At 60.8% G+C, this 13,251-nt stretch carries 12 protein-coding genes; 3 read left to right on the top strand and 9 right to left on the bottom strand.

Annotated elements, in window-relative coordinates:
- Positions 1 to 48: 48 nt before the first annotated feature.
- From NKI21_RS18985 to NKI21_RS18950, 8 genes are all read right to left on the bottom strand, one after another.
- On the bottom strand, positions 49 to 390 hold the full coding sequence (locus tag NKI21_RS18985) for a hypothetical protein (RefSeq protein WP_352441943.1): 342 nt from the start codon (positions 388 to 390) through the stop codon (positions 49 to 51).
- Position 391: 1 nt separating this feature from the next.
- Positions 392 to 994, bottom strand: coding sequence for a cytochrome c oxidase subunit 3 (locus NKI21_RS18980; RefSeq protein ID WP_023809500.1), 603 nt, complete (start codon positions 992 to 994; stop codon positions 392 to 394).
- Positions 991 to 2,931: a cytochrome c oxidase subunit I gene (gene ctaD, locus NKI21_RS18975; protein WP_352866757.1), complete on the bottom strand. Its 1,941-nt coding sequence runs from the start codon at positions 2,929 to 2,931 to the stop codon at positions 991 to 993. Before ctaD ends, NKI21_RS18980 begins: the two co-directional genes overlap by 4 nt.
- The gene (locus tag NKI21_RS18970; RefSeq protein ID WP_352442005.1) at positions 2,928 to 3,146 is read right to left on the bottom strand and encodes a c-type cytochrome; all 219 of its coding nucleotides are present in this window, start codon (positions 3,144 to 3,146) and stop codon (positions 2,928 to 2,930) included. The genes ctaD and NKI21_RS18970 overlap by 4 nt, the downstream gene beginning before the upstream one ends.
- Positions 3,143 to 4,003 carry a cytochrome c oxidase subunit II gene (gene coxB / locus NKI21_RS18965; RefSeq protein WP_352441945.1) on the bottom strand — a complete coding sequence of 287 codons (861 nt, stop codon included), beginning with the start codon at positions 4,001 to 4,003 and terminating at the stop codon, positions 3,143 to 3,145. Before coxB ends, NKI21_RS18970 begins: the two co-directional genes overlap by 4 nt.
- A 152-nt stretch (positions 4,004 to 4,155) precedes the next feature.
- Complete coding sequence (locus NKI21_RS18960; RefSeq protein WP_352441946.1) at positions 4,156 to 5,037, bottom strand: cytochrome c oxidase assembly protein; 882 nt, start codon at positions 5,035 to 5,037, stop codon at positions 4,156 to 4,158.
- 95 nt (positions 5,038 to 5,132) lie between these two features.
- Entirely contained in the window at positions 5,133 to 6,887 is a 1,755-nt protein-coding gene (locus NKI21_RS18955; RefSeq protein ID WP_352866753.1) for a thiamine pyrophosphate-dependent enzyme, read from the bottom strand.
- A 106-nt stretch (positions 6,888 to 6,993) separates the two neighbouring features.
- Positions 6,994 to 8,004, bottom strand: a complete 1,011-nt coding sequence (locus NKI21_RS18950; RefSeq protein ID WP_023809496.1) for an ATP-dependent DNA ligase — start codon at positions 8,002 to 8,004, stop codon at positions 6,994 to 6,996.
- A 224-nt stretch (positions 8,005 to 8,228) separates the two neighbouring features.
- Between NKI21_RS18950 and NKI21_RS18945 the strand changes: the two genes are divergently transcribed.
- The 3 genes from NKI21_RS18945 to NKI21_RS18935 all read left to right on the top strand — a co-directional run bounded on the left by NKI21_RS18945 (position 8,229) and on the right by NKI21_RS18935 (position 11,028).
- Entirely contained in the window at positions 8,229 to 8,819 is a 591-nt protein-coding gene (locus tag NKI21_RS18945; protein WP_352866751.1) for a LysE family translocator, read from the top strand.
- 247 nt (positions 8,820 to 9,066) lie between these two features.
- A complete protein-coding gene (locus NKI21_RS18940; RefSeq protein WP_348625573.1) occupies positions 9,067 to 10,446 on the top strand; it encodes an Nramp family divalent metal transporter in 1,380 nt (459 codons plus the stop codon).
- Positions 10,447 to 10,533: 87 nt separating this feature from the next.
- On the top strand, positions 10,534 to 11,028 hold the full coding sequence (locus NKI21_RS18935) for a hypothetical protein (RefSeq protein ID WP_352866749.1): 495 nt from the start codon (positions 10,534 to 10,536) through the stop codon (positions 11,026 to 11,028).
- Positions 11,029 to 11,100: 72 nt separating this feature from the next.
- On the opposite strand, the gene katE is transcribed toward NKI21_RS18935, so the two are convergent.
- Positions 11,101 to 13,212: a catalase gene (katE, locus tag NKI21_RS18930; protein WP_352866747.1), complete on the bottom strand. Its 2,112-nt coding sequence runs from the start codon at positions 13,210 to 13,212 to the stop codon at positions 11,101 to 11,103.
- Between the last annotated feature and the right edge of the window lie 39 nt (positions 13,213 to 13,251).

Here is a 13,251-nt window from a genome sequence, read left to right as displayed (position 1 = left end):
AAAGCGCGTACCGGCGGTGGATGGCCAATCTCCGCGTCTTTGGCGTCGTCACAGTTCGCACCCGCTGAAGATCAGCCCTGCCACCACTTGCGCCAGCAAGATGAGCGTGAACAGCGCCCCGACGCCCACCGAAGTCCTGGCAAGGAACGCACGCGTGCGCGCCCTCCGGGGCGGGATCGTACCATGTCCGCGGTCATGAACGGCGTGCCACGACAGCAGCGTGCCTGCCAGGGCGACAGCGGCGCCTATCAATGAGAACAAGGCAGTGGGACGAAAGCCGGCATGGCACTGCCAGGATGCAATGGAGTAATCGAGCTGCAGGGCTATTGCCCACGCAACTGGCCCGCTGACCAGGCCTGCCCAGGAAACGCCGGTACGGATCGCCTGCATCTCACATCCTCGGAGCCCAATAAATAACAAGATAGAGCACGACCCATGAGACGACGACGAAGTCCCAGTAGAACGCATTGTCCGAGACGTCGCTGAAGCGGCGGCCCGCCTTGCCTTTTTGCGTGAACATGAGAACCGCCAGGACGATCGTGTCGCCGACATCGGTAAGAAGATGCGTCGTATGCAGTCCAAGCAGGAACCACACGATCGATCCGTAAGCGTTCTGATCCCAGGAAATCCGCAGAGCCGGAAATTCCCAGATGCGAACGATCAGCGGAAGAATCCCGACGATCGACATGACGACCATGCCAAGGCGAACTTTCGCGAGGTCCTGGCGACGCGCCCAAAACTCGATCAGGTGGTTGGGCACGACGCTCGCAACCAGAATAATCAACGCTGCCGTGCCCGGCAGCAAATCTGGCGCCGGGGCTCCGATGGGCCAATGCCGGGCCAGCACAGCCAGATAGAAGTAGGTGCCTATCGCCAAGGCAAAACCTGTTGCCTCGAGAGCAATGAAGGCAAGGGTTCCCCACCACATCGGGCTCGCCGACCCGAAATCATATGTGGGCAGGTGGCTGACGTCGGCGACGGGACGGTGCCTCATTCCTCGTCCTCCGGCTCGCCTTTCGGCCAGAACCAACAGATGAAGCCGATCGAAACCGGGATCGCTCCCCAGACCACCGCCCATGGCGTGTATATCGAACCGAGAAATGCGCCGCCCACCGCAATGGCCGACAGCAGCGGCCAGATCGAGTTGTCAGCCGATGGCACCCTTAGTTGCGGCACCGCATCGGCGACCGTGCCGGCGAGCACCTCGCGTGCGTCGACACGCAGACCCTCGACCACGGGAAGCGTATCGGGCTCGGCCCAAAGCGGTTCGCGGTGAGTTACCACGGGCAGCCGCGAAAAATCGTAGGAGGGCGGCGGCGACGTCGTCGCCCATTCGAGCGTGCTCGCGCCCCAGGGATTGTCTCCGGCAATGCGGCCGTTGCGAAGGCTGAGCAGGAGGTTCAGGAAGAAAAGCGCAAAGCCGGCGAACACCACCAGTGAAGAGAGGCTGATGAGGAGGTTCATCTCGCCCCAGCCGCTCGCCGGCGGATACGTATAAACGCGGCGCGGCATGCCTTGCAGACCGAGAATATGCATGGGGAAGAAGGTGAGATTGAACCCGAGGAAGACGAGCCAGAAATTCCAGCGGCCGAGCCTCTCCGACAGCATGCGTCCGGTGATCTTGGGAAACCAGTAATAAACGGCGCCGAGCAGGGGGAAGACGGCGCCCCCGACCAGCACATAGTGGAAATGGGCAACCACGAAATAGGTGTCGTGCACCTGCAGGTCGAGCGGCACCGAGGCGACCATGACCCCGGTCAGGCCGCCGATCACAAAGGTGAAGATGAAGCCGAGCACGAAAAGCATGGGCGTGGCGAAGATCGGCCGGCCGCCCCAGATCGTCGCAATCCAGCAGAAGATCTGAATGCCGCTCGGAATGGCGATCATCATCGAGGAAGCGGTAAAGAAGCTTTCGCCGAGCTGCGGCAGGCCGGTAGCGAACATGTGGTGCACCCACAGGCCGAAGGAAAGAAAACCGATCGAGATCAACGACAGGACGATGCCGAGATAGCCGAAGATCGGGCGGCGAACGAAGGTCGGCAGGATCGCGGAGACGAAGCCGGTCGCCGGAATGAAGATTATGTAGACCTCGGGATGGCCGAAGAACCAGAACAGATGCTGCCACAGCAGTGCATCGCCGCCTGCTGCGGGATCGAAAAATTTCGTGCCGACCAGGCGGTCCAGGATCAGCATTGTACTCGAGACCATCACGGCCGGCATGGCGAACAGGATGACGAAAGCCGTAACGAGGACGGACCAGACATAGAGCGGGATGCGGTCGAGCGACATGCCGGGAGCACGTTGTTTGAACACTGTCGCGATGATCTCGACCGCTACCGCGAGCGCGGACACTTCAGTGTAGGTCACCATCTGCGCCCAAAAATCGGGGCGCTTGCCGATGCCATATTCGGGTCCGGCGAGCGGTGCGTAGGAAAACCAGCCGGCATCCGCACCGGTTTCGAAGGCAAAGGCGATCCAGATCATCAGCCCGCCGGAAAGATAGACCCAGTAGCTGAATGCATTGAGCCGCGGAAAGGCGACATTGCGAGTGCCGATCATCAGCGGCACCAGGTAAATGGCGAAAGCTTCCATCACCGGCACGGCGAACAGAAACATCATCGTCGTGCCATGCATGGTGAACAGCTGGTTGTAGAGATCGGGGCCGATGTGGCCGGCCTCAGGCTGGGCAAGCTGGAAACGCATGGCGAGCGCTGATAGACCCGCAAGGATGAGAAACAGGAAAGCCGTCACGATATAGCGCCGTCCGATCAGCTTGTGATCGACCGTGACCAGCCAGCCGTAGAAGCCTTTCGGCGTTCGCCAGGCATGCGCCAGAAAAGCGCGCAGTCTCACCTCTTCGAGGCCGGTGTCACGGATGCCTTTCAAGCCCTGCTCGGTATGCTCGGCCGGCTTTCCCGCAATGCCGCTCATTCGAGGCTTCCGAGATAGGTGACGACCGCGTTGAGATCGTCGGCGCTAAGGGCAATGCGCGGCATCTTGGCGCCAGGCTTTATCGACTGTGGATCGGCAATCCAGGCGGCGAGTGCGCCAGGGGTCATGGCCAGCGTATCCGCGGCCAGTGCACGTCGGCTGGCGAGATGGGTAAGATCAGGTCCGACCGTTCCGCTGGCAGGCGTGCCTCTTATCGTATGGCAGAGCGCACAGCCGGTGGAAAGAAATGCCTGTTGGCCGCGGCGTTCTTCCTCGCCGCCAGGCGCCGATGCGACGGCGTTTTGCCTGGATTGCCATGCTTCGAACGCTTCGCGGCTTTCGCGATGACGGTGATGGCCATATGGGCGTGCTGATAGCCGCAGAATTCGGCACACTGGCCACGATAGATGCCGGGCTTATCGGCGATGAGGGTAAGCTGGCTTAGCCGGCCCGGAATGAGATCGCGCTTACCGGCAAGGTTCGGCACCCAGAAGCTATGAATGACATCGAGCGAATCGAGTTCGACCTTGACCGGTTCGCCAACCGGGACATGGATTTCATTTGCCGTGACGATCGATTGCGAGGGATCATTACCGGCATACCGGACCTCCCACCACCATTGGTGCCCCGTGATCCGCACGGCAAGCGTTTCCGTTCCGCTCAGCGAAGCAATGGATTTGCCGGCGAAAAAACTCGCTATCGTCATCATGACGAGCACCAGAACGGTCAACGCAATGGCGCTGCCGACAGCGCGGGTAAATCGGCGCTCCTGATGTGAATCGATCTCGAGCGGCGAGCGCGTTGTCTCGGACAGGCGGCGATGCAAAAGCGCTGCCGCCAAGACCAGCATGACAAGCAGCCACGTGGCCACCGCGACTGCGCTGAAAGACCAGATCAGATCAAGGATTCTCCGGGCGTTCGCACCGTGTGCATGGAGGGCCGACTGCCGATCGCCGCATCCTGCCAATACCAACATCGGCGCTGCGCTGACCCACCTCAAACGCTGTTGCGCGGCCTTTCCCGGAACAATGTCAGTCAGGATTTGCGTTGGACATGTAAAGGCAAGCGACATTCGCGGTCGTGTCCGCCTGCGAGAGCCGGCCAACGGACTCATGCACCTCGCCATGAAGGATCCACCATCGTTGCCAAGGCCATAACGCAGCTGACTGAAAAAGGATGCTTGGCAACACCGCCCCGGCGAAAACCGACGTGAAGCGGTGCGGGTTAGACGATGCGCAACTCCTGGGGAGCCTGATGCCGCCGACTGCTCGTTTGAATCCAGAAAGCGACCAAGAGCAGTGCGGCTCCGCCATAGATCAGGCCAGCGGGAATCCACATGATCAAGCCTGCAAGTTGCTGGTCCTCGAGCGGGCTGAGCCCCCACAGATCCGAGCCGACGGCGTTGGCCGGATACCACAGCTTTGGCGAGACAACGAGCAAAGCCCCGAGCAGCCCGGTGTGGAGCGAGGTGAAGAAGAGATGCATCACCGCATTGCCGCGAGCGTGCTCGCGGCCAGGGCGAGGCAGCAGCACCCACCAGAACAAAAGCCCGGTGCCGAGGAAGCTCGCGTGCTGGGCATAGTGCAGGAAACCCTGCTGGAGGGCAGCCTCGAACAGCGCCGGGAGATGCCAAATCCATATCGCGGCTCCGTGCAGGACGGTCGCGACCACAGGGCGGCTGATGAACGCCCAGATCGCCCGAAGCGTATTTGCATGTCCGGCCGCTCCGAATATCTGGCGCAGTTGTACCGGCAGTGCCCACATCATCGCCGCTGTCGGGCGGGAGGTAACCAGCAGAGGCGCTGCGACCACCATCAGCAATTCATGCTCGATCATGTGCGCCGCAAACACATGTTCGCCCAACGCATGGATCGGGCTTACAAGGGCGAACGCCAGGACGGCCCAGCCGGCAGCAAACTGGAAGGCCTGCCGTGATCGCAAGCGACGTCCGCGTCCGCTCCGTCGCCACAGTCGGTTGGCGCCGGCAACATACAGCAAAAGGATTGCCGCCAGTGGCAATGTGATGGGGAGCGCCAGAGTCCAACCGGCCTGCGGAGCGCCGTTGCCGTAGCAGATGGAGGTCGAAAAAAGCGCGTCGAAGCTCATGATCCGCATCCGTCACCCGGAAGAGCACCGGTTCATCTGGAAAGATCCAGAATGAAGCCAAGGAGGCGCGCTGTTTCCACCCCCTTGCGCTGCCTCTAGGCGTCCATCATCGATTTCACCGGCTCCCGGGCGATATTTTCTTCTATGCGTTCGTGTCCCGGTGTTCGCGGCAGGGCCTGGCGGAAGTTCTTGGCATAGTCTGCCGGCATTTTGGGCGGCATCAGCGGCTCATAGGCATCGACCAGCGCTTCGATCACGATAGGGCCTTCCGTGGCGAAAGCCTGGTCGAGAACCGTCTCGATCTGATCGGCCCGCTCGATGCGAAAACCCTTTGCGCCCATTGCTTCCGCCGCCATGGCAAAATCGATCGGCTGCAATTCGCAACCGAATTGCGGATTCCCCAGAAACATCATCTGCTCCCAGGCGATCTGATTGAGCATGTTGTTCTTGATCACCAGAACCTTCAGCGGGATCTTGTAGCGCACCGCCGTCGAGAATTCGCCGAGCTGCATGGCAAAGCCGCCATCGCCGACGATGGCGGCAATCGGGCGACCGCGGAATGCTATGCCGGCAGCGATGGCGTAGGCGAGACCGCAAGCCATCGACGCCAGCGATCCGGACACCCCAAATGCCTGGCCGCTGCGAAGATCGACATGGCGGGCGGCCAGTTCCGTGTTCTGACCGGAATCCGTGGCCAGCACCGTGTCGTCAGCCAACCGTTGTCCGAACGCCCGGGCAATCGCCTGTGGCTTCAAGGGTTGCGCCTGCATGTCTTCCGACTGCCGCATCATCTCGCGCCATTTTCTCATGGTCTCCTGGGAACGGTGCAGGAACTCATCGGAGGGCTTCTGCGTCAGACGTTGGTTCAGCGCGCGCAATGTCTCGGCCGCGTCGCCGACAAGGCCGGCCTCGACTGGAAAGCGCAAGCCGATCCGCTGCGCATCGCAGTCGATCTGGACGCCACGGGCCTGCCCGGGCTGCGGGTAGTATTCGATATAGGGAAAGGTCGAACCGACAATCAGCACCGCGTCACAGCTCTCCATCGCCTCTTGCGAAGCCAGGGTTCCAAGAATGCCGATCCCGCCGGTGGTGTAAGGATGGTCGTCCGGCAGCACCGCCTTGCCCAGCAAGGCCTTCGCGACAGGCGCCTGCAACAGGCGCGCCGTGTGTTCGAGTTCGGCGGCCGCGCCGATGGCGCCGCGTCCGGCCAGGATCGCAACCCGCGAAGCGTCATTGAGAATGGCGGCGGCTTTGTCGAGCTCAACGTCCAGCGGTACGCTGTGAGCGGCGAACATATCCTGCGGCGTGTGCGCCGGGCGATTGCGCTTGGAGCGCTTCGACGGATCGCGCTCCTGCTCCTGGATGTCGCTGGCAATCGAAAGATGTGCGACGCCCTTGCGCGCCAGCGCGGTTCGGCAGGCAAGGCTGGCGACGTTTTCCATATGCGCGGCATCGGCAACATGGGCGTTATAAACGGAGACATCATTGAACACGCGCGTCAGATCGACATCCTGTTGCGTGAACGTCTCGATCAGATCATGGAACTGCATGCCCGTAATCGCCAGCACCGGAGCCTGGTCGAGCTTGGCGTCATAGAGGCCGGTCAGAAGATGTGTTCCGCCGGGACCGGACGTCGCAAGGCACACGCCCAGCTTTCCTGTCCACTTGGCATACGCACATGCCATGAAGGCAGCCGATTCTTCATGCCGGACCTGAACGAAGGCAATCTTGTCGCGCCGCGTCCGCAACGCTTCCATGACGCCGTTTATGCCGTCTCCCGGCAAGCCGAACACCACCTCCACGTCCCAGGCGACGAGCGTATCGATGAGAATTTCTGCTGCATTTGGCATGTCAGGGTAGCTCCGGCGGATGGTGTCCGAACCGGTGAATCCCGAGTTGGTTCCTTCGTCACAATAAATCGTGACAGGTTTCTGGAAGCGATCTCCCCGGAGCGGTCTATTCGATCTGCTCGAACGTGCATTGCCGTGGCGCCTTGTCGGGGCGCCAGCGCAGCAGTTTGGTGCCGTGGCGAAACCGATTGCCGGTAACGTGGTCGAAGCGGACCTCCACCACCAGTTCAGGTTCCAGGGGTTCCCATTGTCCGCTGCGCTCCGTGCTCCAGCGGCTCGGGCCGCCGGGCGCCTTGCCGGTGAATCCGGGCTCTGACCGCAGCCCTTCCAGCCGGCGCGTGAGCGCTCCTCTGTCGGTCCTGGCGATGGTCGACGTGAAGCCGACGTGATCGAGCTTGCCGTCGTCATTGTAGAGGCCGAGGAGCAGCGAGCCGACCTCACGACTGTCCGCGAGATAGCGGAAACCGCCGACAACGCAATCGGCGGTGCGCCTCGGCTTTACCTTCACCATCGCACGTTCGCCGCACAGATAATGCTCATCGAGCACTTTGGCCACGATGCCGTCGGTCGATGCATGGCCGGAGCCGTTTAGCCATCGAGCCGCCGTGGCTGCATCATAAGCGCACTTCGACAGGCGAAGATCTGGACTGTTCGAGGAGGTCGCGAAGTCCTCGATCGCTCGCCGCCTTTCGACAAGTGGCTTGCCCGTGATGACCTCGCCGCCCGGCCTGGCAAGCATGTCGAAGAGGATCAGACTGGCAGGCGTCTGCGAACTCAGTTTGCGGATTCTGCTTTGTGCTGGGTGAAGGCGCATCTGCAGCGCTTCGAAGGAAAGCTCACCGTCAACCTCAATGACAATCTCGCCGTCGATGACGAAGTGCCCGCGCTTGAGGTCACGCAAAATCTCCGTGATTTCTGGAAAATAGCGGCCGAGCGGCTTGCCGGATTTGGCGCGCAGGTCAACGGCGTTGTCGCTCTTGAAAGCCAGGCAGCGAAATCCGTCCCATTTGGGCTCGTACTGCCAGCGGTTCCCGTCCCTGGGGATTTCATCGGCAAGCCTGGCCTCCATCGGAGGAGTGTCCAGCGGGAGCGGGAAGGCGTTTATCGGTTCATGCACGGGTCAGGCCTCCAAAACCGGTTCAGGAACGGCTCCGGCTTTTCAACTTCCAGGACTGGCACCGCGTTCCATCTGACGGTTCTGCCTGGTTCTTCGCGATGGGACATTTTCATTTGCCGCGGAACCCGGATGACGGCTGGTCGCTTTGATGTCATCGGCAACGCGAGCGGAGATGTCCCATCGATCCCTCATTGTGGATAGCTTTTGTCGGAACCGTCATTCTGATGCAGATGCCGCCAGGCCCCGACAGCATGCTGGTGATGGCACGCGGCATCGGGCAGGGGCGCGACGTGGCGCTGTTCACGGTGCTCGGCATGACGCTGGGCGCCGGACTTGTGCAGCTTCCGCTGATTGCATTCGGCCTGTCCTCGCTTGTCCACGCCTCGCCCCTGGCGTTCAATCTGCTTCGATGGGCCGGGGCGGCCTACATCGTCTGGCTGGGTATCCGGCTGCTGCTTTCATCCTCGGCAACCATTCCCACGGGTGACCTCAAGGCCCTGCGGCCGCTCGCCGCCGCCCGGGAAGGAATGATCGCCAATCTGAGCAATCCCTGGCCTTTGATGTTCATGGTTGCGTTCCTGCCGCAATTTGTCGATCCGCCTAGGGGCTCCGTCACGTTGCAGCTGGTGCTGCTTGGCGCAACACAGAAGATAACCGGTGTGCTGGTGCTGGGAGCCTACGCCTTGGCATCGGGCGCGGCCGGCGCATGGGTCATGCGGCACCCTCGCGCAAGGCTTTGGCAGCAGCGGCTCGCCGGCTGTCTCATCATCGGCCTCGGCGTGCGGATGGTGATCGGCGGCGGTACGAGCCGCTGACGAAGCGGATGAACAGCCGGGCCCCACACTCGACTTTGGCGCCGCTGGACATTCCTTCAAAGAATAATTTTGTGCCACGTCGCCTGAATGACAGGCTTCGACACAAGCATTCTCTTCTTCAGGGGAACGGAGCATTCGCTTCGATGTTCGGCTCCGCCGAAAGAACCCGCATGGGATGAATCGCCGTCGCGGACCGGGACTGTGTCCAGGAACAAAAAGCCTGACCAGAGGTTCGAACTCGATCTCAATGCAGCTTGAAACGGCTGCTTCATCGGCATCCGATTGGAATGTTCGTCATGATTTCTTGCGTGGCCCCGGTAAAGACGCGCCTTCAATGAACAAGCCACCTGAAGAGGGCCAAAGGGCAAGAGAGCCAAAAAAAGGCGGCGTCGTTCGGGCTCTCGGGCTTGGTCTGATCACCGGCGCGGCCGATGACGACTGCTCGGCTATCGGTACCTACGCGAGCGCCGGAGCGCGGTTCGGGCCCGACCTGCTGTGGACGGCACCTGTCACGCTGCCGATGATGTATCTCGTCGTCTATCTTTCATCCAAACTTGGCCAGGTTTCGGGTCGCGGGCTTTTCAAGGTCATATCGGACTTCTATCCGCGTTGGCTGCTATGGTCTGTGCTGGTGGGCGTACTGATTGGCAACACGATCGAGGCAGCCGCCGACCTTGGCGCCATGTCGGCGGCCATTGTGCTGTTTGTTCCGCTGCCTGCTCCGTTGGTCGTCATTGTCGTCGCGATCGTCATTTTTGCCCTGCAGGTGTTCGGATCGTATAAATTGATCCGAAATGTGTTCCGGTGGCTGGCTCTGGCTCTGCTTGCCTATGTGGTCTCCGCGGTGCTTGCCAAACCGGATGCCGCCTCCGTTCTGCGTGGCACGCTGTTGCCAAAAATCGAGTTCAGCCGCGAATACCTGTCCATCCTCGTCGCCATCGTCGGGACCACGCTCTCCGCATACCTTTACACGTGGCAGTCCAATCAGGAGGTGGAGGAGGAGATCGCCAAGGGTCGAACGAGCCTCGAAGAGCGCAAAGGAGCCACCGAGGGCGAGCTGCGCCGATCCCGCCGCGATATCCTGATCGGCATGACGTTTTCCAATCTGATCATGTATTTCATCATCCTTTCGACAGGGTCGACGCTCTACAAGGCCGGGCAGACGCAGATCGAGACAGCGGCACAGGCGGCCGAAGCGCTGCGGCCGCTTGCCGGCGACGCTGCCGGCATTCTCTTTGCGGCCGGTGTAATTGGCGTCGGCTTTCTGGCCGTGCCGATCATGACCGCTGGCGCTGCTTTCGATTTCGCTCAGGCGATGGGATGGAAGAATAGCTTGCATGCCAAACCCCGGCAGGCTCCCAAATTCTACATCGTGATCGGGGTCATAACGCTGGTGGCGGTGGGCCTCAATTTCTTCGGCTTCAACCCGATGAAAGCGCTGGTCTGGTCCGGCATCGTGCAAGGATTTTCAACGCCGCCGCTGCTGCTTCTCATTCTCATCATGACCAACAACCGCAAGATCATGGGTGACAAGGTCAACAGCACAAGTACGAACATCCTGGGTGGGGTGACGATCCTGGCGATTCTTGCGGCGTCGGCGGGGCTGGTAGCAAGCTGGTTCCTGTAGCTCGCCGGGCGTGAAGGATGTTCAGGCCTGGTGGAACATCGGCGGTCAAATGTCGTTAAGACGTTTGTGGGAGAAAGAAGGTTGTCCATGTCAAAGTTGCAGGCCGCCACTCCGGATCGTTTAAGGCAACTCAGGCTTGAAGCTTCAGCACATTTCGCTCCGTTGATGCTGAACGAGGCCCTGTTGCGCCTTTCCCATGCCTGCGGAGCCGACAGCCTCGACCGCTTCGAGAAAGCCATGCTTGATCAAATCGAGGCAGCAAAGGACGATCGGGCCGATTTCGAATCGATCAAGGAATTCGCGATCGAGCAGCTTTACGCCCTGGTCCGGAACGCCAACGATTCGCCAAAAAAGAAACAGGCACTTGAGAAGATAGACACGCGCAGAACGCCCGGCCGTTCCGAAGAACCACAGACGCTCGAGGACCAACTGCAGGCGGGGTTGGAGGATTCCTTTCCGGCGAGCGATCCGCCCTCGGTGGTGTCCACGACCATTTCAGGCGGAGCAAAGAAGCTGGTCGGGACCGACGAGGTCCTGGAAAAGCAGCGGCAACAAGCGTCCAGCAAGGAAGGCCGCTCGTAGATCGCGGTGGCGGCTGGTGTGGCGGCAACCAAGGCCTGCGGACACGCCAACGGAACAGCTGGCGCCATCGCATCAAAGCTTGACAGCCGCCTCCCGCGCCCAGAGCCGCAGTTTGCGGCATGACTGCACAAACGCAGTTACCGAAGCTGCCGAATCCAGCCGCGTCAACCCCTCATCGGCATCGGGAGCGACGCCTGCTTTGATCAGGAGCGGCTCGGCCCCTGTGGTGAAGCCGATGAACTTGCAGTGCGCAAACGCATCAGACACGAAATCCTTCGCAGCGGCCTCCTTGACCAGCAACTCGGCGCCCGCCTCGGAGAGGAGCAGCACCACCGCGTCGAACAATACGGATGGACCGCCGTCGATCATGTGCCTTGCCTCGATGTGAGTGCCGTCGGCGGTTTCGACGCCGCCCACCTTGGGCGCAACCACCTCCATCACCGCGCCTTCCGCTTCGATGGCGGAACGAAGTTCCTCGAACAGCGCGACATCGGCTCCATCGCTAAGCATGACACCGACTTTGCGGCCTTCAAAACTATCAGGCCCATTTTGAATGATGCTGAGCGCCGGCGACGGCGGCAAGTCATCACGCGGCGTAACGGCGGCTTCGGCAGGTTCGGGCAGGTCACGGACGCCGAGCTTGTCGGCGACCGTGGTCGCCAGCGTTTCATCGATGTTCAACAAATGCGAAACCATGCGCTCGCGGATCGCCGGTGCCTGGACCTTGCTCAGTTCAAATGTCAGCGCCATCGCGATGTGACGCTGCTCCGGTGGTGTCTGGCTGTTGAAGAATTGCCGGGCCTGGCTGTAGTGATCGGCGAAGCTCTCCGCGCGCAGACGTACTTTCTGCCCTTCTTCGGCATCGGCGAAAGAACGGAAGCCACGCTGCGGATCCTCGCGCGGTCCCAGTCCCCATGAGTTCGGCTCATAATTGGCGCGACCGGCCGGGTTGCGCATGGCCATGTGCCCGTCCTGTTGAAAATGGGCGAACGGGCACTTCGGCGCATTGATCGGCAGATGGGTAAAGTTCGGGCTGCCCAGCCGTTTCAATTGGGTATCGAGATAAGAGAAGTTGCGGCCTTGCAGAAGCGGATCGTTGGAGAAATCGATTCCGGGCGGCACATTCTGCGTCATGAACGCCACCTGCTCGGTCTCGGCGAAGAAATTATCCGGCATCCGGTCGAGCACCAGCCGACCGACCGGAATTGGTTCGAGGACCTCTTCGGGAATGATCTTCGTTGCATCCAGGATATCGAAGTCGAAACTGTCGGCAAACGCCTGATCGAACAGTTGCACCGTCAACTCCCATTCCGGGAAATTGCCGGCCTGTATGGCCTCCCACAGATCGCGGCGATGGAAGTCGGGATCGGCGCCATTGATCTTGACCGCCTCGTTCCAGACCACCGATTGCATGCCGAGCTTGGGTTTCCAGATGAACTTGACGAAGGTGGATTCGTCCTTCGCGTTGACGAGGCGGAACGTGTGCACACCAAAGCCTTGCATGAAGCGGAAGGAACGCGGGATCGCGCGATCCGACATGATCCACATCACCATGTGCATCGATTCCGGCATCAGGCTGATGAAGTCCCAGAAATTGTCGTGCGCCGTCTGTGCCTGCGGAAAGGCGCGGTCGGGCTCCTGTTTGGCGGCGTGGATCAGATCGGGAAACTTGATGGCGTCTTGGATGAAGAAGACCGGGATGTTGTTGCCGACCAGGTCCCAATTGCCTTCCTTGGTGTAGAGCTTGACCGCGAAGCCGCGCACGTCGCGGGCGAGATCGAACGAGCCCTTGTTGCCGGCAACCGTCGAGAAACGAACGAATGCCGGCGTCTTTTCACCAACTCGCTGGAAAATGTCGGCACGTGTGTATTTGGAAAGTGACTCGTAGGTCTCGAAAAAACCATGCGCACCGTAGCCGCGGGCATGAACGACCCTTTCCGGGATGCGTTCGTGGTCGAAGTGGAAAATCTTCTCGCGAAAGTGAAAGTCCTCGATCAGCGATGGTCCGCGCTCACCGATCCGCAATGTGTTTTGGTCGTCGGAGACAGGCGTTCCGAGCGCCGTCGTAAGGGCAGGCGTTTCATCCCCCGCGATCTGGTGCAACTCGCCGCCATTTCCGCGCGCGCTATTCTGATCCAGTCCACTTGCCGATTGGCGAGCGGAGGGGCGAGCGGATTTGGCCATGACAGGTCCTCGATCGATACCGGAAGGTTGAAGTGGTCA

This window comes from Mesorhizobium sp. M0715 (genome assembly GCF_040320355.1).
Taxonomy (GTDB): Bacteria; Pseudomonadota; Alphaproteobacteria; order Rhizobiales; family Rhizobiaceae; genus Mesorhizobium.
The sequence above is the reverse complement of the archived record's forward strand: the minus strand, read 5'-3'. Positions and strand labels throughout refer to the sequence as shown.